The 20,494-nt window shown below is 61.2% G+C and carries 18 protein-coding genes; 9 read left to right on the plus strand and 9 right to left on the minus strand.

From position 1 onward, the window contains the following. Positions 1-3 precede the first annotated feature (3 nt). Entirely contained in the window at positions 4-903 is a 900-nt protein-coding gene (locus GTP27_RS06790; RefSeq protein ID WP_229633477.1) for a transporter substrate-binding domain-containing protein, read from the minus strand. A gap of 154 nt (positions 904-1,057) precedes the next feature. Here GTP27_RS06790 and GTP27_RS06795 point away from each other — a divergent pair, with 154 nt between their 5' ends. Beyond that, a complete protein-coding gene (locus GTP27_RS06795; protein WP_371865893.1) occupies positions 1,058-1,468 on the plus strand; it encodes a c-type cytochrome in 411 nt (136 codons plus the stop codon). Positions 1,469-1,523: 55 nt separating this feature from the next. On the opposite strand, the gene GTP27_RS06800 is transcribed toward GTP27_RS06795, so the two are convergent. The 5 genes from GTP27_RS06800 to GTP27_RS06820 form a co-directional block, all read right to left on the minus strand. After that, positions 1,524-2,495: an ABC transporter permease gene (locus tag GTP27_RS06800; RefSeq protein WP_161038421.1), complete on the minus strand. Its 972-nt coding sequence runs from the start codon at positions 2,493-2,495 to the stop codon at positions 1,524-1,526. A 7-nt stretch (positions 2,496-2,502) separates the two neighbouring features. Beyond that, on the minus strand, positions 2,503-3,579 hold the full coding sequence (locus GTP27_RS06805; RefSeq protein ID WP_229633478.1) for an ABC transporter permease: 1,077 nt from the start codon (positions 3,577-3,579) through the stop codon (positions 2,503-2,505). After that, on the minus strand, positions 3,576-5,105 hold the full coding sequence (locus tag GTP27_RS06810; protein ID WP_161038422.1) for an ABC transporter ATP-binding protein: 1,530 nt from the start codon (positions 5,103-5,105) through the stop codon (positions 3,576-3,578). The genes GTP27_RS06805 and GTP27_RS06810 overlap by 4 nt, the downstream gene beginning before the upstream one ends. 99 nt (positions 5,106-5,204) lie before the next feature. Continuing rightward, positions 5,205-6,200, minus strand: a complete 996-nt coding sequence (locus GTP27_RS06815; RefSeq protein WP_161038423.1) for a BMP family lipoprotein — start codon at positions 6,198-6,200, stop codon at positions 5,205-5,207. 163 nt (positions 6,201-6,363) lie between these two features. After that, complete coding sequence (locus GTP27_RS06820) at positions 6,364-6,540, minus strand: hypothetical protein (RefSeq protein ID WP_161038424.1); 177 nt, start codon at positions 6,538-6,540, stop codon at positions 6,364-6,366. 240 nt (positions 6,541-6,780) lie between these two features. Here GTP27_RS06820 and GTP27_RS06825 point away from each other — a divergent pair, with 240 nt between their 5' ends. From GTP27_RS06825 to pcp, 4 genes are all read left to right on the plus strand, one after another. Beyond that, entirely contained in the window at positions 6,781-9,075 is a 2,295-nt protein-coding gene (locus GTP27_RS06825; RefSeq protein ID WP_161038425.1) for a TonB-dependent receptor, read from the plus strand. Between the two features lie 111 nt (positions 9,076-9,186). Beyond that, on the plus strand, positions 9,187-9,894 hold the full coding sequence (locus tag GTP27_RS06830) for a DUF969 domain-containing protein (RefSeq protein WP_161038426.1): 708 nt from the start codon (positions 9,187-9,189) through the stop codon (positions 9,892-9,894). After that, on the plus strand, positions 9,891-10,847 hold the full coding sequence (locus GTP27_RS06835; protein WP_161038427.1) for a DUF979 domain-containing protein: 957 nt from the start codon (positions 9,891-9,893) through the stop codon (positions 10,845-10,847). Before GTP27_RS06830 ends, GTP27_RS06835 begins: the two co-directional genes overlap by 4 nt. An 87-nt stretch (positions 10,848-10,934) precedes the next feature. Continuing rightward, positions 10,935-11,585: a pyroglutamyl-peptidase I gene (gene pcp, locus GTP27_RS06840; protein WP_161038428.1), complete on the plus strand. Its 651-nt coding sequence runs from the start codon at positions 10,935-10,937 to the stop codon at positions 11,583-11,585. Positions 11,586-11,604: 19 nt separating this feature from the next. Here the strand turns inward: pcp and GTP27_RS06845 are convergent, their stop codons facing one another. The 3 genes from GTP27_RS06845 to GTP27_RS06855 all read right to left on the minus strand — a co-directional run bounded on the left by GTP27_RS06845 (position 11,605) and on the right by GTP27_RS06855 (position 14,653). Beyond that, positions 11,605-12,507 (minus strand): LysR family transcriptional regulator, encoded by a 903-nt coding sequence (locus GTP27_RS06845; protein WP_161038429.1) that lies wholly within the window; start codon positions 12,505-12,507, stop codon positions 11,605-11,607. Between the two features lie 63 nt (positions 12,508-12,570). Beyond that, a complete protein-coding gene (locus GTP27_RS06850; RefSeq protein ID WP_161038430.1) occupies positions 12,571-13,494 on the minus strand; it encodes a pseudouridine-5'-phosphate glycosidase in 924 nt (307 codons plus the stop codon). Positions 13,495-13,510: 16 nt separating this feature from the next. Next, the gene (locus GTP27_RS06855; RefSeq protein ID WP_161038431.1) at positions 13,511-14,653 is read right to left on the minus strand and encodes a carbohydrate kinase; all 1,143 of its coding nucleotides are present in this window, start codon (positions 14,651-14,653) and stop codon (positions 13,511-13,513) included. A 262-nt stretch (positions 14,654-14,915) separates the two neighbouring features. Here GTP27_RS06855 and xapA point away from each other — a divergent pair, with 262 nt between their 5' ends. From xapA to GTP27_RS06875, 4 genes are read left to right on the plus strand one after another with little or no spacing between them, the layout of a single operon-like run. Next, the gene (gene xapA, locus GTP27_RS06860) at positions 14,916-15,767 is read left to right on the plus strand and encodes a xanthosine phosphorylase (protein ID WP_161038432.1); all 852 of its coding nucleotides are present in this window, start codon (positions 14,916-14,918) and stop codon (positions 15,765-15,767) included. Between the two features lie 52 nt (positions 15,768-15,819). Beyond that, positions 15,820-17,013: a phosphopentomutase gene (locus GTP27_RS06865; RefSeq protein WP_161038433.1), complete on the plus strand. Its 1,194-nt coding sequence runs from the start codon at positions 15,820-15,822 to the stop codon at positions 17,011-17,013. Beyond that, positions 17,010-17,972 carry a deoxyribose-phosphate aldolase gene (deoC, locus tag GTP27_RS06870; protein WP_161038434.1) on the plus strand — a complete coding sequence of 321 codons (963 nt, stop codon included), beginning with the start codon at positions 17,010-17,012 and terminating at the stop codon, positions 17,970-17,972. Before GTP27_RS06865 ends, deoC begins: the two co-directional genes overlap by 4 nt. 54 nt (positions 17,973-18,026) lie before the next feature. Next, the gene (locus tag GTP27_RS06875) at positions 18,027-20,414 is read left to right on the plus strand and encodes an aldehyde dehydrogenase family protein (RefSeq protein ID WP_371865894.1); all 2,388 of its coding nucleotides are present in this window, start codon (positions 18,027-18,029) and stop codon (positions 20,412-20,414) included. Positions 20,415-20,494: the final 80 nt, after the last annotated feature.

Consider the following 20,494-nt stretch of genomic DNA (forward strand, 5'->3'; position numbering starts at 1 on the left):
AGGCTACCGGCCGGTGAGCGGATTGATCCACCATTCGCTACGGGCCAGCGGCGTTTGCGGCGACAGATCGCGATTGGGTAATTTAATCAGACGGCGCTTGAACAGCGCCGTTTTCTTTATCAGCCGGCCTTTGTGCTGCTGGAATAGGGCGTTCAGGCTGCCGTCCTTGAGCATGATCTCCATGCCGTCGGTAATGCGGCGCGCCAGCTGCTCGCCTTCGGCATCGCGCCGCACGAAGAAGTAGCGCGGCAGCGGGTAGTGCAGCAGCAGCGTCGATTCTATGGCCAGCCCCGGATGGCTGGTATGGCGTTCGTCGAATTCGCGCAGCGCTTCATCAGCCGAGCGCGAATAGAAGTCGAAGCGGCCCGCTGCCAGCATGCCGAACAGGCCGGCGTAGCTACTGCCTTCTACCACCTCGACACCGGCAGTTTTGAAAATGCTGACATCAGCCCAGCCTTTGCCTAGTCCTGCGCGCAATTGGCGCAAATCGTCCAGCGTGCGTACGCTGGCAAAGCGGGCCTGATCAGCAGCACGGATCAGCAGCAGGCGGTAGCCCAGCAGGCCGCGGTCCACCGGCAGGCGGATGGGCAGAAAGCGCTGTTCCAGTTCGGGCGAAGTCGCCCGCACAAACACATTGATGCGACCCTGCGGCGCGCTCATTTCCAGCAGCACGCGCTGGGGTGACATGGCAACCCCGGACTGCAGCTGCTGGTAGGGGCCATACGCTGGTATGGTCTTTTCCATGGCCGTGCGCAGTACCGCCCAATCGTAATCATAACGGCTGTCGACGCCGTCGCTACTGAGCGGATAGACCATGCGGGTACTGGCCGACGCCATGCCGGATAGCCAGAACACGAGCAGCGCAATGCAGCCTATCCATCGGTGATGCAGCTTGTTTGCCATAGTCGGAACAGTCGGATTCGATAACTTTAACTTTGCAAGCGTCAGAGTGTAGCCTACTTTAAAGTGTGCTCCGGAGTTTTTCGGCTCGCGTTGCAGCGAGCCGGCCACGGGCATCTGGCACAATACCGGCAGTGCATTCACCATACGGGAAAACATGCTGAAACAGACGGAAAGCCGCTACAACCCTGTGCGCCTATGGAGTTTGCTAGGACTGATGGCGCTCTGGCCGCATGCCGGTGGCGCTGCGCCGCTGGCAGGCAATCCGCAGGCCGGGCAGGCCGCGTTCAAGCTGTGCGCATCCTGCCATCAGGTCGGGCCGCGTGCGCGCGGTGGTTTCGGCCCGCAACTGACGGGTGTAATAGGCCGCAAAGCGGCCAGCACCGGCGATTATCATTATTCGGAGGCCATGCAGAAGTCCGGCATTGTCTGGAGCGAAGAACGGCTGGCTGCTTTCATGCGTGATCCGGATCGGGTGGTGCCGGGCACGCGCATGCGCTTCTGGGGCATCAGCGACGAGCAGAAGATCGCCGATCTGCTGGCCTATCTGAAGGCCAGCGCGCAGTAAGCAGGGGGATGGTGAGGCAGCAGACAGGCCATGCTGGCCTGCCCGCGGGATGCGCCTAGCGCGATTTGACGAACGGCGTGCCCAGAGCTTTAGGCGCGACCGATTTGGCCATCAGGCCGGCCAGCACGATGACGGTGACGACGTAAGGAATCATCTGGATCAGCGAGCCGGGTATGCGGCCGATGACGGGCAATTCCACGCCTTCGATCTGGATCTGCACGGCGCCGAAAAAGCCGAACATCAGGCAGCCGAGGAAGGTGTGCAGCGGGCGCCAGTTACCGAACACCATGGCGGTCAGCGCCAGATAGCCGGCGCCGGCCGACATGTCGCGCAGGAAGAAGCCGCTCTGCACCACCGACAGGTAGGCGCCCGAGAACGAGCACAGGATGCCGGCGATCAGCATGGCCATGTAGCGCTGGCGTTCGACGTTGATGCCGGCCGCATCGGCGGCATGCGGATTCTCGCCGCAGGCGCGCAGGCGCAGGCCGAAGCGGCTGTGGTACACCACCCAGTGCACCAGCGGTACCAGCGCAAACGCCAGATACACCAGCACGGAATGACCGCCGATCAGGTGGGCGTACAGCCAGCCGATGAAGGGAATGTTTTCTACTGCGGCCGTGCCGGGCAGTACCACGTCGAACAGACGGGCCTGGCCCAGATCGGGCGTGCGGCCGCCTTGCTGGAACAGGTACTGCGCCACCACGAAGGTCAGCCCGCTCATGGCGATGTTGATGGCGATGCCGGCCACCAGCTGGTTGCCTTTCTGGGTAATTGCCACATAGCCCTGCAGGGTGGCCAGCAGCAGCGATACCAGCATGCCGGCAGCGACGCCGTACCACGGGTTCTGGGTCAGGAAGGCGACGGCGGCGCTGACAAAGGCGCTGGCCAGTATCTTGCCTTCGAGGCCGATGTCGATTACGCCCGAACGTTCGGCAAACAGGCCGGCCATGCCGGCGAAAATCAGCACCGGCGCATTACGCACGGTGGAGACGAGGATACTGCCGATATGGAGATCTTCAAAAGTCATATCGTTCTCACTTCTTCAGTTTCAGCATTTTGGCGATGGCCGGACCGTACAGGTTTTCCATGGCACCGCAGAACAGAATGATCAGGCCCTGCACCAGTATCACCATCTCGGGCGGGATGTTCTGCTTTTCCAGCGACAGATCGAAACCGCCCTGGGTGAGTGCGCCGAACAGCACAGCCGAGAGGAGAATGCCGACCGGATGCTGGCGGCCCATCAGGGCAATGGCGATGCCGATAAAGCCGGCGCCACCAACGAAGTTGAGCGACAGGTAGTGGGTCGAGCCCATGATGGAGTTGACCGAACCGAGGCCGGCCAGCGCACCCGAAATCAGCATCACGATGATGATCATCTTGCTGATGCGGATGCCGGCATAGTGGGCTGCGTGCGGATTGAGGCCGGTGGCGCGCAGCTTGAAGCCCCAGGCCGAACGGCTCACTACCACGCCATATATCAGCAGCGCGAACAGGGCGAGGAAGAAGCTGATGTTGAGCGGGGTTTCGCCCAGCACAGGGAACCACTGGTTCAGGCGCGGCATTTCGGCCGCGGCGGCAAAGGCGCGGCTGGCAGGATTCTGCTCGCCGGCCGGTATCATGTATTTCACGATCAGGAAGTTCATCAGCTGGGAAGCGATGAAGTTGAACATGATGGTGGTGACCACCACGTGGCTGCCCCGCTTGGCCTGCAGATAGCCGGGCAGGAAGGACCACAGCGCGCCGAACAGCGCGGCGCCCAGCACGCCCAGTGGTATCAGCATCCAGCCCGGCAGCGTGCTGTCGAAAGCCAGCATGGCCCAGGCCAGACCGAGGCCGCCGATATACATCTGGCCTTCGGCACCGATGTTGAACAGGCCGGCCTGCATGGCGATCGACACGGCCAGACCGGTGAAGATAAAGGTGGAGGCGTAGAACAGCGTGTAGCTCAGGCCTTCCGGATTGATCACGGCGCTGTTGATCAGAATCTGCAGCGATTCGGTCGGGCTTTCGCCCAGCATGTGGATTACCAGTGCCGTCACCAGCAGTGCCGACAGCAGGTTCAGTAAGGGCATAACGAAGGCAGTGGCCCAGCGTGGCAAGTCTTTATTCATGATTTGTGCTCGCCCCCCATCAGCAGACCGATGCGGGTGGTATCGAATTCTTCTATTTTCAGTTCGCCCGTAATGCGGCCGCCGCACATGACCAGTATCCGGTCTGCCAGCGCACGCACTTCTTCCAGTTCCACCGACACCAGCAGGATCGCCACGCCTTCATCGCGCAGCTTGAGCAGCTGGGTGTGGATGCTTTCGATGGTGCCGATATCGACGCCACGGGTAGGCTGGCCCACCAGCATCAGCTTGGGCTGGGCCAGCACTTCGCGCGCAATCACCACCTTCTGCTGGTTGCCGCCCGAGAGCAGGCCGATACGCAGATCGTGGTTATTCGGACGCACGTCGAAGTTTTTCATCAGCTCGGCGCAGCGGCTGGCAATAGCCTTGAAGTCGAGCAGGCCCCAGCGGTTCTTCAGTTTGTCCTGATAGCCGAAGATGGTGTTGTGCATGACCGAGAAGGCCTTGATCACGCCATCGCGCAGGCGGTCTTCCGGCACGTGGGCGATGCCCAGATCGCGGAAGATGCGCGGCAGGCCATCGGCATTGCTGCGGCCCGCGAAGGGCAGGGCCTGACCGAGCAAGTCCAGCTGGCCCGAGGAGGGCAGACGCATGCCGGACAGGATTTCCATCAGTTCGCTCTGGCCATTGCCGGACACCCCGGCGATGGCGACGATTTCGCCGGCGCGCAGAGTAAAGCCGATATCGGCCAGCAGCTTCACGCCCTGCTCGTCGAGCAGTTGCAGGTTCTGCACCTGCAGCACCGGTGCACCGGGCTGGTACGGTTTGCGCGGCAGGTTGTTCTCGATCGGACGGCCCACCATCATGTTGGCCAGATCTTCTTTGGTAGTGCCGGCAGTCGGCACGGCGCCGATCACGCGGCCAGCACGCATCACGGTGACGGTGTCGGTGATGTCGAGGATTTCCTGCAGCTTGTGGGTGATCAGGATGATGGTCTTACCCTGTTCCTTGAACAGGCGCAGAATCTCGAACAGCGATGCGGTTTCCTGCGCCGTCAGTACGGCCGTCGGCTCGTCCAGAATCAGGATGTTGGCGCTGCGGTAGATCTGCTTGAGTATTTCCACGCGCTGCTGCGCACCCACGGACAGGTCGTGGATGGTGGCCAGCGGGTCGACGTCGAGCCGGTAGCGCTGGCAGATCTCGCGCAATTCCTGCTCTACGCGGGCACGGTGCTGATTCAGCTGGAAGCCGCCTTCGGTGCCCAGCATGACGTTGTCGAGCACCGTCATGTTCTCGACCAGCATGAAGTGCTGGTGCACCATGCCGATGCCGAGGCTGATGGCCTCCTGACTGTTGTGAATGCGGCGTACCTGACCGTCGAGCAGGATGTCGCCACTGTCGGCACGGTAGTAGCCGTACAGGATGCTCATCAGAGTCGATTTGCCGGCGCCGTTCTCGCCTACCAGGCCATGGATGGAACCCTTGGCGATGGTGAAGCTGACGTCCGTGTTCGCTTTGACCGCTCCGAAGTGCTTGGAGATGCCGCGAAATTCTACTGCTGGCTGCATAGGATGGTTTTCGGGGGTTATGTAAAAAGCTAAAACGCTAAACGGTAAAACGCGCCGCCGGAGAGTTTCTCCGGCGGCGCGCTTCATGTCAGATCAGGGTTAAACCGGGCAGGACGCGCCCGAACGGATATCGATTACTTTGACCTTGCCGTCGATGATGTCCTTGCGTGCACCCAGCACGCGCTTTTCGATTTCCGGCGTAATCAGCTTGCGGTTGTTTTCGTCCAGCGCCCAGTCCACGCCGCCTTCTTTCAGGCCCTTGGCGTTCACGCCGGCTTTCCACGTACCGTTCTTCATCTGCATGAAGGCGTCGTACACAGCCACGTCCACGTGCTTGACCATGGAAGTGAGCATGGTGCCCGGATACAGGCCGTTCTGGTTGGAGTCCACGCCGATCGCCAGCTTGCCTTTTTCCTTGGCCGTCTGCAGGGTGCCCAGACCGGAGCCGCCGGCCACGGCAAACACCACGTCCACACCGCGGTCAAACTGCGAACGCGCCAGTTCGCCGCCTTTGCCCGGATCGTTCCAGGCCTGGGCGCTGGTGCCCACCATATTCGAGGTCACGTCGACCTTGGCGTTGACGGCTTTGGCGCCCTGCGCATAGCCGCAGGCGAAAGTGCGGATCAGGGGAATATCGACACCGCCGACGAAGCCGATTTTTTTCGATTTGGATGCCATGGCAGCAGCCACGCCCACCAGATACGAACCTTCTTCTTCCTTGAAGGTGATGGATTCCACGTTGGCGCCTTGCGCCACGCCGTCGATCAGCACGAAGCGGACTTTAGGGAATTCCTTGGCGACCTTCTGCACGGCTGCCTGCTGGGCAAAGCCGATGGAGGCGATCAGGTCGAGGTTTTTGCGGGCCAGACCGCGCAGCACCTGTTCGGCCTGGGTATCGCTGGAGGCTTGTACCTCGATGAATTTGATATTGGTTTCCTTCGAGAAGCGGGTAGCGCCTTCGAATGCGGACTGATTGAACGATTTATCGAACTTGCCGCCGGCGTCATACACGATGCCCAGCTTAGGATCTGCTGCAGACGCGCTGGCTGCCACGAACAGTGCGGCCACGGTCAAACCGAGTTGTGAAAGTTTCATAAATGGGCTCCTGGAAGATCGATATTGTATATTTTTATTTGACGAAACATGTAATTTGGTGCCGGTTTATCGCTGCAAATGGCCGTTTTTTCGCCGTTTGCCCTGTAACGGTGCGGTTCTTGCCGCTAACTTCAGCGCGCCACATTGAGTTTTCGACAATGTTTCAGCGCCGCTGATTGAATAAAAATCCAACTCTTTCTTGCTTGCAATTACCAGCGGATGCTGCTCTTTGTCGCATTGCAGCAACAATGCGCGCCGAATTAAAAATTTTTAAGTTGTTGCTTTTTTGTCCGTCCGGACAAATTTCATGCCATTTGGCTAAGTTTGCCATCAGCCCCATGCTGCATTCCAGCACTATGGAAACGCTCTCCGGGACCTGCTAACTGCCTGATTTTATGGCCATCCATAACTATGCATGAGGGCGGATATGTACGACAAATTCATTTTTTCTTGGTTATTTATATTTTTTTGATATGAATCTGAAGAGCGGAAAAGTAGATTTATGACATTTTTTTCCGTGCTAGAGTGACTGGCAACTTGCATATAAATGCCAGTACACACACTTGAAGGAGTCCCACCGATGAACAAAAAAAATAGTGTTTTCGCCGCCCGTACGCTGATCGCGCTGGCCGTGGCGAGTGCTTTCCCGCTGGCCTACGCGGCCGAAGGCACGGACGCAGCCGACCAGGCCAGCAGCGCCGATTCGGCCAGCAAGGGCCAGCTGGAAACCGTGATCGTGACGGCCCAGCGCCGCGCTGAAAACATCAAAGACGTGCCGATGTCGATCGCCACCCTGAAAGGCGACAAACTCGACGTGCTTACTTCGGGCGCTGCCGACATCCGCTTCCTGGCCGGCCGTTCGCCGTCGGTCAACGTGGAATCGGACTATGGCCGTACCTTCCCGCGTTTCTACATCCGCGGTCTGGGTAACACCGACTTCGACCTGAACGCTTCGCAGCCGGTCGGTCTGGTGATGGACGACATCGTGCAGGAAAACGCCATGCTGAAAGGCTTCCCTGTATTCGACGTGGATCAGGTGGAAGTGCTGCGCGGCCCGCAGGGCACGCTGTTCGGCCGTAACTCGCCAGCCGGCGTTATCAAGTTCGATTCGGCCAAGCCTGTGTTCCGTCAGGAAGGCTATCTGACGCTGGGCATCGGTAACTACTCGGCCAAAACGGCTGAAGGCGCGTTTAATATTCCGGTCAGCGATACCGTGGCGCTGCGCTTCTCGGGCACCACCCAGCACCGTGACAACCGGGTACATAACACCAACCCGAATCCGAACACCGGCACCAAAGATTTCGAAGGCTATGGCGACAACGCCTTCCGTCTGCAAGCCCTGATCCAGCCGAACAAGGACTTCAGCGCGCTGCTGAACTACCATGAGCGCGACTACCATGGCAGCGCCACGCTGTTCCGCGCCAATATCATCAAGAAGGGTACCAATGATCTGGTCGACGGTTTCGACTATGCTTCCTATCCTAGCGACGGGGTTAACTACCAGCGTCTGAGCACCAAAGGCGGCAACATCCGTCTGAAATACAATCTGGACGACATCACCCTGCATTCGATCACCGGCTATGAAACGCTGAAGTTCAACAGCCGCGCCGACGTCGATGGCGGCTACGGTGCTTCCTACGCGCCGCCATACGGTCCTGGCTATATCCCGTTTGCGGTTGAAACGGCCGACCTGCTGCCTAACCACAAGCAGTTCTCGCAAGAGCTGCGCGCCGAGTCCAACTACAAGGGCCCGCTGCAATGGATCGGTGGTCTGTTCTTCTTCAACGAGAACATCCAGATCGATTCGATCAGCTTCAACACTTTTGCGCCGGGTAATCCGCAGAATCCTCAGTACGCCCAGCAGTTCCAGGATGCCAAATCGTGGGCTGCTTTCGGCTCGCTGAACTACACCGTGAGCGACCAGTTCAAGCTGCGTGGCGGTGTGCGCTACACCAGCGACAAAAAAGAGTTCTCGGCGATGCGCGTAGAGCCACCGAAGATTGCTGGCCCGTTCAATATCAACAATACTTCGCACAATCTGAGCTGGGATCTGAGCGGTACCTACGAGCTGGATAAGACTACCAATCTGTTCGGCCGTGTCGCTACCGGTTATCGTGCTCCTTCCATGCAGGGCCGTCTGAATGGTCTGGGTGACAAGCCATCGTTCGCCGGTGCCGAGAAAGCCCTGTCGTTCGAAGCCGGTATCAAGCAGGATCTGTTTGAAAAACGTGCCCGTCTGAGCGCGTCGGTATTCCAGTACACGGTGAAAGACAAGCAGCTGACGGCAGGTAGCGGCGGTATCAATATGAACCAGCTGATCAACGCTGACAAAGTCACCGGCCAGGGTGTGGAAGTGGACTTCCAGGCTAACCTCGGTAGCGGTTTCAGCGCCACGCTGGGCGGCAGCTACAACGATACCGAAATCAAGGATAAGAACCTGTTCGTCCAGTACTGCGGTAATCTGGGTAACACGGCGCCGAATCCTTATGGCTGCACCCCGACCAATGCGGCCGGTCCGTTCGCCGGTACTTCCAAGATCGACGGCAACCCGCTGCCACGCGCGCCGAAGACCCAGCTGAACTTCACCCTGAAGTACAGCACCGAAATCGGCAATGGCGAATTCTATGCCTACACCGACTGGACCTACCGCAGCAGCTACAACTTCTTCCTGTACGAAGCGCCTGAATACAAGGCCAAGCCTCTGGCGGAAGGTGGCGCACGCGTGGGCTACAAATGGAGCAAATACGAAGTGGCAGCCTTCGCCCGTAACATCACCGATAAACGTGTGATCATCGGCGCGATCGACTTCGACAACCTGACCGGCATGCTGAACGAGCCACGCACCATAGGCGCGACCTTCAAGGTCAACTTCTAAGCGACTGGCTTATATTGCACTGCGGCTTTAAACCGGCCGCAAACTGGCTTATGCTAGCGATCCCCGCCCACCGCAAGGTGGCGGGGATTTTTTCCATCCGGGGAGCCGCTCTTGCAACAAACTGTCGTCAATCTGTGGCCACTGTTAGGCGTGGCCGTCATTATTCTGGGCTTTGCTCTGCGTGCCCATCCGGTGCTGGTGGTGATTGCCGCCTGTGCGGTGACGGGGCTGGCCGCGTCCATGCCGGTGCATCAGCTGCTAGAGACGCTGGGTAAAGCTTTTGTCAAAACCCGCAATCTGCCGCTGATCCTGCTGCTGCCGCTGGCCGCCATCGGTCTGCTGGAGCGCTACGGTCTGAAGGAACATGCGCAGGCCTCGATCGCGCGCATCCGTTCCGCCACCACGGGGCGGCTGCTGATCGTGTATCTGGCGATCCGCGAACTGAGTGCAGCCTTCGGCCTGACCAGCCTTGGCGGCCATCCGAATATGGTGCGGCCGCTGGTGGCGCCGATGGCGCAGGGCGCCGCCGAAGTGCGCTATCCGGCGCTGACGGATGAACTGCGCCACCGTATCCGCGCCATGGCGGCTGCCACCGACAACGTCGGCCTGTTCTTCGGCGAGGACGTGTTCGTGGCCTTCGGTGCCATCGTGCTGATGCAGACCATACTGCGCGGGGAAGGACTGGAAGTCGATCCGCTGCATGTGGCCATGTGGGGCATACCCACGGCAGTGACAGCCTTCCTGATTCACTCGTGGCGGCTGCACCGGCTCGATGCGGAAATTGCCCGGGCCATGCAGCGCGCAGAGGGCCAGCCATGATCGTCAGACTGGACTGGTTTATTGTTCTCGTCGGCCTGCTGCTGCTCGCGGCCGCCGTGATGGCGCTGCTCGACCGGCACAACCCCAAACGCTACAGCAGCGCGCTGTTCTGGGCGCTGTATGCGGCGATCTATCTGGCCGGCGAGCAGATACCGCCTGCCGTGACGGGGCTGATAATGGTGCTGATGGCGCTGCTGGCCGGTTTTGGCGGCGTGGCGCTGGGGCGGCACAGCGAACGCACGGCGGAACAGCGCCAGGACAGTGCGCAGCGGCTGGGGCACCGCCTGCTGATACCGGCACTGCTGATTCCCGTCACCACCATGATAGGTTCCACCCTGCTGAAGGATGTGCAGGTCGGCGCAGCACTGCTGCTGGATCCGAAAAACCTCACGCTGGTCAGTCTGGGTTGCGGCTCGGTGCTGGCGGTGGTCACTGCCTGCTGGCTGACCCGCGCCACGCCCATGCAGGCGCTGCGCGAATCGCGCCGTCTGATGGATCATCTGGGCTGGGCACTGGTGCTGCCGCACATGCTGGCCGTACTGGGCCTGCTGTTCACCGAGGCGGGCATGGGCAAGGCGGTGGCGCACGTGGTGACGTCGTATATCAATCTCGATATCCGGCTGGTGGCGGTGGCGGTGTACTGCATCGGCATGGCGCTGTTCACCATCATCATGGGCAATGGCTTTGCGGCGTTTCCCGTGATCGCCGGCGGCGTCGGCATTCCGGTTCTGGTGGGGGTGTATCACGCCAATCCGGCCGTGATGGCGGCCATCGGCATGTTCAGCGCCTACTGCGGCACCCTGATGACGCCGATGGCGGCCAATTTCAATATCGTGCCGGCGGCCTTGCTGGAGCTGCCCGACAAGAATGCCGTGATCCGCGCCCAGATCGGCACGGCGCTGCCTCTGCTGCTTGCAAATATTGCACTTCTTTATTTTCTGATGAATCTCTGAACGAGGCCGGATTGGAGTAGAGTAGCGCAGCATCGGGCCTGTGCTGCAGGAATCAGTACCGCCCCGCTTATCGCGGAGTTGAACAAGATGGAAAAAATAATACTATTGACGGGCTTCGAGCCATTCAATCAGGAGAAGATCAATCCCTCGTGGGAAGCTGTACGGGCCTTGCAGGGCTGGCGCGAGGGCGACTTTGTCGTGCATGCGCGTCAGCTGCCGTGCGTGTTCGGCAGTTCGGCGCGCTTGCTGCACCATGCAATCGAAGAGCTGCAGCCCAGTATCGTGATCGGGGTAGGGCAGGCCGGTGGCCGCGTCGACATGTCGGTGGAGCGTATTGCCATCAACATCGACGATGCGCCTATCGCCGATAACAAGAAACGCCAGATTGTCGACCAGCCCATCGTCAAGGATGGTCCCGCAGCCTATTTTTCTACGTTGCCGATCAAGGCCATCGTGCATGCGATCCGTGAAGCGGGCCTGCCATCTTCCGTATCGCACACGGCCGGCACCTATGTGTGCAATCACGTGTTCTATAGCCTGATGCATCAGGCGCACGAATGGGGCACTACCATGCGCGCCGGTTTCATCCACATCCCTTATCTGCCGCAGCAGGCAGCTGCCCATCCGGGCGCGGCCAGCATGAAGCTGGACGACATGATAGAAGGCCTGCGCATTGCCGTGCGCACCACGCTGGCCTACGACGTCGACATGCGCGAAGCCGGCGGCGTTACCCACTGATCCTTGCTTGGCCGGGTGTTCAGGCCGCGGGCGGATTGAGGATGTTGAGGAAAGCCCGCACCACCGGCGCATCGTCCAGCGTGGTGTAGGTGATGTACAGATTGGCCGAAGGCGGATTGCTGCGGATCGGCACGAACACCACGCCGGGCCAGCCGATGCGGCTGGTGGTTTCCGGCATCAGCGCCACGCCCAGCCCGGCGCCTACCATGGCCAGCAGGGTCTGCGGCTCGGACGCTTCCTGAAAAATCGTCGGCTGGAAGCCCGCCTTGACGCAGCACTGGATCAGATAGCGCGGGAATGAGGACTTGTCGAGCGCCAGCGTCAGCATGGGCTCTTCGGCGATGTCGCTCAGTTCTATGGCTTCTTCCTTGGCCAGCGGATGGTGTTCGTTAATCGCCACGCACACGTCTTCGCGGAAGCACAGTTCCTGACGCAGATTGTCGCGCTTCAGGTCTTCTTCATCGAGGCGCGGTTCGCGCCAGAAGCCCACGTCCACCTGTTTGGCGCGCAGCGCTTCGTACTGCAGGGTGGGGCCCAATTCGTGGATGGTCCACGTCACGCGCGGGTACTTGGTCTGGAATTCTTCCAGCAGGCTGGGAATCGGCCCCCACATGGCGGAACCGACGATGCCCACCCGCAGACGGCCTACCTCGCCGCGGTCGATCTGGCGGATAGTGTCCACCGTCATGCGCATCTTGGCCAGCAGGTCGGTGGCTTCCTGCATCAGCGCCTTGCCGGCCACCGTCAGTTCGAAGGTACGGGTGGTGCGGGCAAACAGCTTCACGCCTAATTCACTCTCCAGCTTCATGATCTGCTGGCTTAGCGGCGGCTGCGAAATGTGCAGACGTTCGGCGGCACGGCTAAAGCTCTTTTCTTCCGCCACAGCGAGGAAATACTTGAGTTGCTTGAGATCGATGGACATGACGCTGACTGCCTGTAATGGTTGCTGCCGGAATGCTGTTCTCTCTGTACCCTGGCGCTCTGCTTAGTTCTGCTGCGCGTGCATGGCCAGTGCCAGTGCCAGTGCCGCGCCACAGCGGGCATTGTTCTTGACCAGCGCAATATTGGTGGCGAGGCTGCGGCCATCGGTCAGCTGCTTGATGCGGCTAAGCAGGAAAGGCGTGACCTGTTTGCCCGTAATGCCCTGCGCACCGGCTTCCTGCAAAGCCTGCTCCGTGATGGCGTCGATCTCGGCTTTCGGCATCGCCTCGCTGGCCGGCACGGGATTGCTGACCACCACGCCGCCTTTCAGACCCAGCTGCCACTTGGTGTGGATGAAGGCAGCCTGCTGGGCGGGCGTGTCGAGCTGGAAGTCGGCATTGAAGCCGCTCTCGCGCGTGAAGAAGGCGGGGAAGCCGCGCTGGCCTACGCTCACCACCGGCACGCCGTAGGTTTCCAGATATTCCAGCGTGAGGCCGATGTCGAGAATGGATTTGACGCCGGCGCACACCACGGCCACCGAAGTGCGGGCCAGTTCCTGCAGGTCGGCAGAAATGTCGAAGCTGGTTTCGGCGCCGCGGTGCACGCCGCCTATGCCGCCCGTAACGAACACGCTGATGCCGGCCAGTTCGGCGCAGATCATGGTGGCAGCCACGGTGGTGGCGCCCAGCTTGCGCTGCGCCAGCACGAAGGGCAGGTCGCGCCGGCTGACTTTCATGGCGTCGGGCGAAGTGCCCAGCAATTCCAGCTGCGGTTCGGACAGGCCGATGCAGATCTTGCCGTCGATGATGGCGATGGTGGCCGGTACGGCGCCGGCGTCGCGGATGATCTGTTCCACTTCGCGCGCCATCTGCACATTCTGCGGATACGGCATGCCGTGCGAAATAATGGTCGATTCCAGTGCCACGATGGCTTTGCCGGCGGCGCGGGCGGCGGCCACTTCCGGCGAATAGAGCAGAAACTGCTGCATGGGGATTCCTTACCGTTTAAGTCTGTTGGGGGAAGAGCGGCGGATGGTAGTCCGCCGATAGATCGAAATCGTGGATCTCGTAGAGCACATCGGCAGCCAGCATGGGCGATACCGTGTCCTGCGTCTCCAGCGTCATGGCCGCCACTTTCAGGCCGCGGCGACAGGCCAGCGTCAGATCCTGGCTGCCCTGATACAGCGACCAGCACACGGCGGCGGAAAATGCGTCGCCAGCGCCGGTAACGTCGACCACTTCTACCTGATGGGCCGGCAGCCAGACCAGCTCTGTCCCGCGCGTGTGGTAGACGCCATGGCTGCCACAGGTCACGATCAGGTCCTGTGCGCCTTCGGCCTGCACGCTGTGGCAGGCGGCACGCACATCGGCTTCCGTCGGCAGGGCGCGGCCCACGCGGGTTTCCAGTTCGCCGCGATTGAGTATCAGCAGGCGCAGGCCGCGCAGGTCGGCCGGCAGGTGGGTCATCTTCGGTTGCGAGACGGCGATGATGATCAGCGGGACGTTGTCGGCGCGTGCGCTTTCCAGCAGCAGGGCCACGCTGGCCTGCGGCAGGTTCAGGTCTATCACCGTCATGGCGGCGGAGGCGCGCAGCGGCTGGCGGCTGGCGAGGAATTCCGGCGTGATGCGGTCGTACAGGGCCATGTCGGCCAGCGCCAGTACCAGCTCGCCGCGCTCGTCGAGGATGGCAGTGTAGGTGCCGCTGGCGGTGTCGGCCAGTTTCAGGCTGCCGCGTGTGTCGATGCCGGCCTGCTCGGCCTGATCCTGCAGGGTGCGGCCGGCGGCGTCGTCGCCGAAGGCGGTGAGCAGGGCGGCGGGCAGGTTGAGGCGGGCCAGATTTTCCGCGATATTGCGGGCCACGCCGCCATGCACTTCTTCCGCCGTGGCCGGATTCGACGTGCCATGCTGAAGCTGGGCGATGCTGCGCAGCTTGCGGTCCAGATTGGCAGCGCCTATACATAGTACAGGGCGCTTATCGGGCAGCACGTAGGCGCGCCCCAGCAGGCGGCGTTCGCGGATCAGGCTGGCGATGTGGCCAGCAACAGCGGAACGGGACAGGCGCAGTTCCACCGCCAGATCCTGCTGCGAAATGAAGGGATTGGCGCGGATCAGCTGATATAACTGGTCTTTTTTAGAGGCGTCGGACATGGCGGTCTGGGGCTGGACTGGCGTGGGGGCGATAAAACATCATAAAACAATTGTTTGCAAGTTTAAACATTTGTCTGGTTGGCGTCAATCCGGCATGGTGGCGTGCTTTACTGTTGTTCATAATACTCTCGATTTATATTGAATTCATATAAATGTGCAAGAAAAATGGTATTTGCCATACATATGCACGATGATGCATAGTGTCGGCTTTAGTCCCATGCTGTGCCCCGCGCGCGGGCTTTCCTAAAACTAGAGGATCTTCATGTCGAACAATTCCCCATTCCAGGCTGCTGACATTATTCGTGCCCGCATTAGTGCCGGTCTTCCTGCCGGTTTCAAACCACGCGTTGCCCTGATTCTGGGCTCCGGTCTGGGTGTCTTGGCCGAACAGATGAGCAATCCTGTCACCATCAGCTACGACGAACTGCCGGGCTTCCCGATCAGCACCGTACACGGCCACGCCGGTGAACTGGTGATCGGCACGCTGGCCGGCGTCGATGTGGTGTGCATGAAAGGCCGCGGCCACGTTTACGAAGGCTACGGCCTGGGCGTGATGACCAGCGCCGTGCGCACTATCAAGCTGCTGGGCTGCGAAATGCTGTTCGTGACCAATGCGGCCGGTTCGCTGCGCACGGAAGTGGATGCCGGTTCGCTGGTAGCGCTGACCGACCATATCAACTTCCTGCCGGGCACCCCGATGATGGGCCCGAACGACGAGCGCTTCGGCCCGCGCTTCTTCAGCATGGCCAATGCCTACGATGCCGACCTGCGCGCACTGCTGCACGCTTCGGCCCAGGAGAAGAACGTGCCGCTGCACGATGGCGTGTACATCGCCTACGCCGGTCCTAACTTCGAAACCCCGGCCGAAATCCGCGCCTTCAAGACGCTGGGTGCCGACGTGGTCGGTATGTCGGTGGTGCCGGAAGTGGTGTCGGCCCGTCATTGCGGCCTGAAAGTGGTGGGCGTGTCGGCCATCACCAATCTGGCCGAAGGCCTGTCGCCGTTCCCGCTGTCGCATGAACAGACGCTGAAATATGCTGCCGTGGCAGCGACCTCGCTGATCGACGTGATTCTGGCCTTCCTGGCCAACGTCGCCAAAACGCAGCAGGCGTAACAACCCCGAGGGGCGGCTAGTCCGCCCCTTTGCATTTGAGGAGCTGGAAAACATGAAACGCGCATTTATTCTGCTGCTGGATTCCTTCGGTCTGGGCGCCACGCCGGACGCAGCGCAATACAACGACGCGGGCGCCAACACTTTCGGCCACATCGCCGAGCGCATCGCTGCTGGCGGCCAGCCGCTGGCTCTGCCCACGCTGGAAAAACTCGGCCTGTCGGCTGCGGCACAACTGGCCAGCGGCGAGTGGGCGGCAGGCTTTACCCAGCGCGAGGGTTTCACGGCAGCCTATGGCGCCGCACGCGAACGCTCGACCGGCAAGGACACCCAGTCCGGTCACTGGGAAATCGCCGGTGTGCCGGTGGAATTCGACTGGGGCTATTTCCCCAAAACCGTGCCATCCTTCCCGGCCGAGCTGACCGCCAAGCTGCAGGAACTGGGCAAGGTGCCGGGCTTCCTCGGCGACTGCCACGCCTCGGGCACGGAAATCATCAACAAGCATGGCGACGAACACGTCGCTTCCGGCAAACCTATCATCTACACCTCGGCCGATTCGGTGCTGCAGATTGCCGCGCACGAGGAATCATTCGGGCTGGAGCGCCTGTACGAGCTGTGCGAAATCGCCTTCAAGCTGGTAGAGCCTTACAACATCGGCCGCGTGATTGCCCGCCCATTCCTCGGTGCGAACGGCAACTACACCCGCACCACCAACCGTCACGACTACGCGGTAGCGCCGCCGGCGCCGACGCTGCTCGATCACGTCAAGAATGACGGCGGCGAAGTCATCGCGCTGGGCAAGATCAGCGATATCTTCGCGGCGCAGGGCGTGTCGCGCGTGGTGAAGGGCAAGGACAATATGGCGCTGTTCGACGCACTGCTGAAAGTGCAGCAGGAAGCGGGCGACAAGTCGCTGACGTTCGTGAATTTTGTCGATTTCGATCAGGCATACGGTCACCGCCGCGATGTGAACGGCTATGCCCAGGCGCTGCGTGACATGGATGCGCGTCTGCCGGAATTCATCGCCGGTCTGAAAGAGGGCGATCTGGTAGTGCTGACCGCCGACCATGGCTGCGACCCGACCTGGCCCGGCTCCGACCACACGCGTGAGCACATTCCGATGATTTTCTTCGGCCCGCAGGTGAAGCCGCAGGCACTGCCGATTTCCGAATCCTTCTCCGACATCGGCCAGACTCTGGCTCACCACCTCGGCGTCAAACCACTTTCCAACGGAAGCAATCTGTTATGACCATCATCTCCGACTTCAAGCGCAACGAAGCGGTCCCCCTCGATCTGGGCTGGATCAATCACATCCATATCAACAAGAGTGCGGCGGATCGTCGCGCCGCCAGTCTGGCCAATCGCCGCACGGTGAAGAAGGAATATCAGGCAGCATGGCTGATCAAGGCCATCGGCCTGATCGACCTGACTACCCTGTCCGGCGACGATACGCCGGGCCGTGTGGAGCGCCTGTGCATGAAAGCCATGCGTCCGCTGCGCAGCGATCTGGTGGAAGCCATGGGCCTGCAGGACACTCCGCTGGCCACCGGCGCCGTCTGCGTCTACCACGAGATGATCAAACCGGCCGTGCAGGTGCTGCAGGGCCGTCTGCCGATTGCTGCCGTGTCGACCGGCTTCCCGGCTGGCCTGACCAGCATGGAAACCAAGGTGCGCGAAATCGAACTGTCGGTGGCCGCAGGCGCCACCGAAATCGATATCGTCATCACCCGCCAGCACGTGCTGACGGGGAACTGGCAGGCGCTGTACGACGAAATGCTGGCCTACCGCAAAGCCTGCGGCGAAGCCCACGTGAAAGCCATTCTGGCGACGGGTGAACTGGTCACGCTGGAAAACGTGGCGAAAGCTTCGTGGGTGTGCATGATGGCCGGTGCCGATTTCATCAAGACTTCGACCGGCAAGGAACCTGTCAACGCTACCATTCCCGTGTCGCTGACCATGGTGCGCGCGATCCGCGAATACCACGAGCAGACCGGCTTCAAGATCGGCTACAAGCCCGCCGGTGGCGTGAGCACGGCCAAGGCCGCGCTGCAATACCTGACGCTGATGAAAGAAGAACTGGGCAACGAATGGCTGCAGCCGCATCTGTTCCGTATTGGTGCTTCCAGCCTGCTGACCGACATCGAACGCCAGCTTGAGCACTATGTGACCGGCAATTACTCGGCCGCCCATCGTCACGCGCTGCCTTAAGCCTCAGCTTATCGATTCAGCGCGCACCTTAGCCTACAGAATATCGGACACGTCATGCCATCAATTAAAGAGATCCTCAACACCATGGAATACGGCCCTGCACCCGAAAGCACGAAAGAAGCGCAAGCATGGCTGGACCAGCATGGCCGTAGCTTCGGCCTGTTCATCAATAACCAGTGGAGTGAAGCAGGTGAACTGTTCGCCTCCATCAATCCGGCCGACGCCAGCAAGCTGGCCGACCTGACCCAAGCCACCGCCAGCGACGTGGACCGCGCCGTGGCCGCAGCACGCGCTGCGCAGCCGGGCTGGCAGGCACTGGGCGGTCATGGCCGCGCCAGGATCATGTACGCGCTGGCCCGCCTGATGCAGAAGCACGCGCGTCTGTTCGCCGTGCTGGAAACGCTGGACAACGGCAAAACCATACGCGAAACCCGCGATGTCGATCTGCCGCTGGTAGCGCGTCACTTCTACCATCACGCTGGCTGGGCCCAGCTGCAGGCAGAAGAATTCGCCGACTACCGCGCCGTGGGCGTGGTGGGCCAGATCGTGCCGTGGAACTTCCCGCTGCTGATGCTGGCGTGGAAAATCGCCCCTGCCATGGCCGCTGGTAACACCATCGTTTTCAAACCGGCCGAATTCACTTCGCTGACTGCCATGCTGTTCGCCGAAATCTGCGTACAGGCTGGCGTACCGGCCGGTGTGGTCAACATCGTCACGGGCGACGGCCGCGTGGGCGAAGCCATCGCTACCCATCCGGGCATCGACAAGCTGGCCTTTACCGGCTCGACCGAAGTGGGCCGTCTGATCCGTCAGGCTAGCGCCGGTAGCGGCAAGAAGCTGTCGCTGGAACTGGGCGGCAAGTCGCCGTTCATCGTGTTCGACGACGCCGATCTCGATGCTGCCGTCGAAGGTCTGGTCGATTCGATCTGGTTCAATCAGGGCCAGGTGTGCTGCGCCGGTTCGCGTCTGCTGGTGCAGGAATCCGTGCAGGATAAATTCCTTGCCAAGCTGCGCGCCCGCATGGACAAGCTGACCCTCGGTTCGCCGCTGGACAAGTCGATGGACATCGGCGCACTGGTCGATCCTATCCAGCAGCAGCGCATCGCCGGTCTGGTGGATACCGCCCGCGCCGAAGGCTGCACCGTGTACCAGCCAGCGTGCGACATCCCTGCCAGTGGCGCATGGTATCCGCCTACGCTGATTACCGGCGCTTCCACGTCCGCTGCCGTAGCGCAGGCCGAAATCTTCGGCCCTGTGCTGGTGGCGATGAGCTTCCGCACCCCGCCCGAAGCCGTACAACTGGCCAACAACACCGTGTACGGTCTGGCTGCCTGCGTATGGACCGAGAACATTTCGCTGGCGCTGGACATGGCGCCGCAGATCAAGGCTGGCGTGGTATGGATTAACACGGCCAACCAGTTCGATGCCGCTTGCGGCTTCGGCGGCTACCGCGAATCCGGCTATGGCCGCGAAGGCGGCCGCGAAGGCATGTATGAATACATGACGGCGCTGGCCGAAGACGCCCGTCCTGCCGCACCGGTACAGCCGGAGCAGGGCAAGGCCAAAGCCAAGGCCACGCTGGCTACCGGCGGCGGTTTCGCCATCGACCGTACGGCCAAGCTGTACATCGGCGGCAAGCAGGCCCGCCCTGACGGTGCCTACAGCCGCGCCATCCACGGCGTGGACGGCAGCTTCATCGCCGAAGTGGGCGAAGGCAACCGCAAGGACATTCGCAATGCGGTGGAAGCAGCCCACAAAGCTGGCGGCTGGAGCAAAGCCACGGCGCACAACCGCGCGCAGGTGCTGTATTACATCGCCGAAAATCTGGCAGCCCGCGCCGACGAATTTGCTGCCCGCATCGCTGCCATGACGGGCGACCGCAATGCAGAAAAAGAAGTGCAGGCTTCCATCGAACGCCTGTTCTACTACGCTGCATGGGCCGACAAATACGATGGTCTGGCACACCAGCCGCCTATGCATGGCATTACCGTGGCGCTGAACGAACCACTTGGCGTGATCGGCATCGTCTGCCCGAACGAAGCACCGCTGCTGGGCTTCATCTCGCTGGTCGCGCCGGCCATCGCGATGGGTAACCGCGTGGTGGTGGTGCCGTCGGAAGCGCACCCGCTGTCGGCCACCGATCTGTATCAGGTGTTCGATACTTCGGATCTGCCGGGTGGTGTGGTCAACATCATCACGGGTAGCGCCGATGAGCTGGCCCGTACGCTGGCCACGCACAGCGATATCGATGCCGTATGGCGCCACGATGGTTCCGCTGCCGGCTGCGCCGAAGTGGAGCGCCTGTCGGCTGCTTCGCTCAAGCGCACCTGGGTAGGCGGCGCCAGGGGCCGCGACTGGTATAGCACGGCGCAAGCCGGTGGCCGTGCCGTGCTGGCCCATGCCACGCAAGTAAAAAATATCTGGATTCCTTACGGCGTTTAAGCCGCAGGGAGCAGCCAGCGCCGTGTCAATAGCGGCAAAGTAGGGCGGGTCTGCGGACCCGCTTTTGTGCTTTCAATACC

Source organism: Duganella qianjiadongensis (genome assembly GCF_009857915.1).
GTDB classification, from domain to species: domain Bacteria; phylum Pseudomonadota; class Gammaproteobacteria; order Burkholderiales; family Burkholderiaceae_D; genus Rugamonas; species Rugamonas qianjiadongensis.

What these genes read in the sequence shown, in the direction of transcription:
- GTP27_RS06790 (WP_229633477.1), bottom strand. Translation starts at nt 903, where the DNA reads ATGGCAAACAAGCTGCATCACCGATGGATAGGCTGCATTGCGCTGCTC.
- GTP27_RS06795 (WP_371865893.1), top strand. Translation starts at nt 1,058, where the DNA reads ATGCTGAAACAGACGGAAAGCCGCTACAACCCTGTGCGCCTATGGAGT.
- GTP27_RS06800 (WP_161038421.1), bottom strand. Translation starts at nt 2,495, where the DNA reads ATGACTTTTGAAGATCTCCATATCGGCAGTATCCTCGTCTCCACCGTG.
- GTP27_RS06805 (WP_229633478.1), bottom strand. Translation starts at nt 3,579, where the DNA reads ATGAATAAAGACTTGCCACGCTGGGCCACTGCCTTCGTTATGCCCTTA.
- GTP27_RS06810 (WP_161038422.1), bottom strand. Translation starts at nt 5,105, where the DNA reads ATGCAGCCAGCAGTAGAATTTCGCGGCATCTCCAAGCACTTCGGAGCG.
- GTP27_RS06815 (WP_161038423.1), bottom strand. Translation starts at nt 6,200, where the DNA reads ATGAAACTTTCACAACTCGGTTTGACCGTGGCCGCACTGTTCGTGGCA.
- GTP27_RS06820 (WP_161038424.1), bottom strand. Translation starts at nt 6,540, where the DNA reads ATGGGGCTGATGGCAAACTTAGCCAAATGGCATGAAATTTGTCCGGAC.
- GTP27_RS06825 (WP_161038425.1), top strand. Translation starts at nt 6,781, where the DNA reads ATGAACAAAAAAAATAGTGTTTTCGCCGCCCGTACGCTGATCGCGCTG.
- GTP27_RS06835 (WP_161038427.1), top strand. Translation starts at nt 9,891, where the DNA reads ATGATCGTCAGACTGGACTGGTTTATTGTTCTCGTCGGCCTGCTGCTG.
- pcp (WP_161038428.1), top strand. Translation starts at nt 10,935, where the DNA reads ATGGAAAAAATAATACTATTGACGGGCTTCGAGCCATTCAATCAGGAG.
- GTP27_RS06845 (WP_161038429.1), bottom strand. Translation starts at nt 12,507, where the DNA reads ATGTCCATCGATCTCAAGCAACTCAAGTATTTCCTCGCTGTGGCGGAA.
- GTP27_RS06850 (WP_161038430.1), bottom strand. Translation starts at nt 13,494, where the DNA reads ATGCAGCAGTTTCTGCTCTATTCGCCGGAAGTGGCCGCCGCCCGCGCC.
- GTP27_RS06855 (WP_161038431.1), bottom strand. Translation starts at nt 14,653, where the DNA reads ATGTCCGACGCCTCTAAAAAAGACCAGTTATATCAGCTGATCCGCGCC.
- xapA (WP_161038432.1), top strand. Translation starts at nt 14,916, where the DNA reads ATGTCGAACAATTCCCCATTCCAGGCTGCTGACATTATTCGTGCCCGC.
- GTP27_RS06865 (WP_161038433.1), top strand. Translation starts at nt 15,820, where the DNA reads ATGAAACGCGCATTTATTCTGCTGCTGGATTCCTTCGGTCTGGGCGCC.
- deoC (WP_161038434.1), top strand. Translation starts at nt 17,010, where the DNA reads ATGACCATCATCTCCGACTTCAAGCGCAACGAAGCGGTCCCCCTCGAT.
- GTP27_RS06875 (WP_371865894.1), top strand. Translation starts at nt 18,027, where the DNA reads ATGCCATCAATTAAAGAGATCCTCAACACCATGGAATACGGCCCTGCA.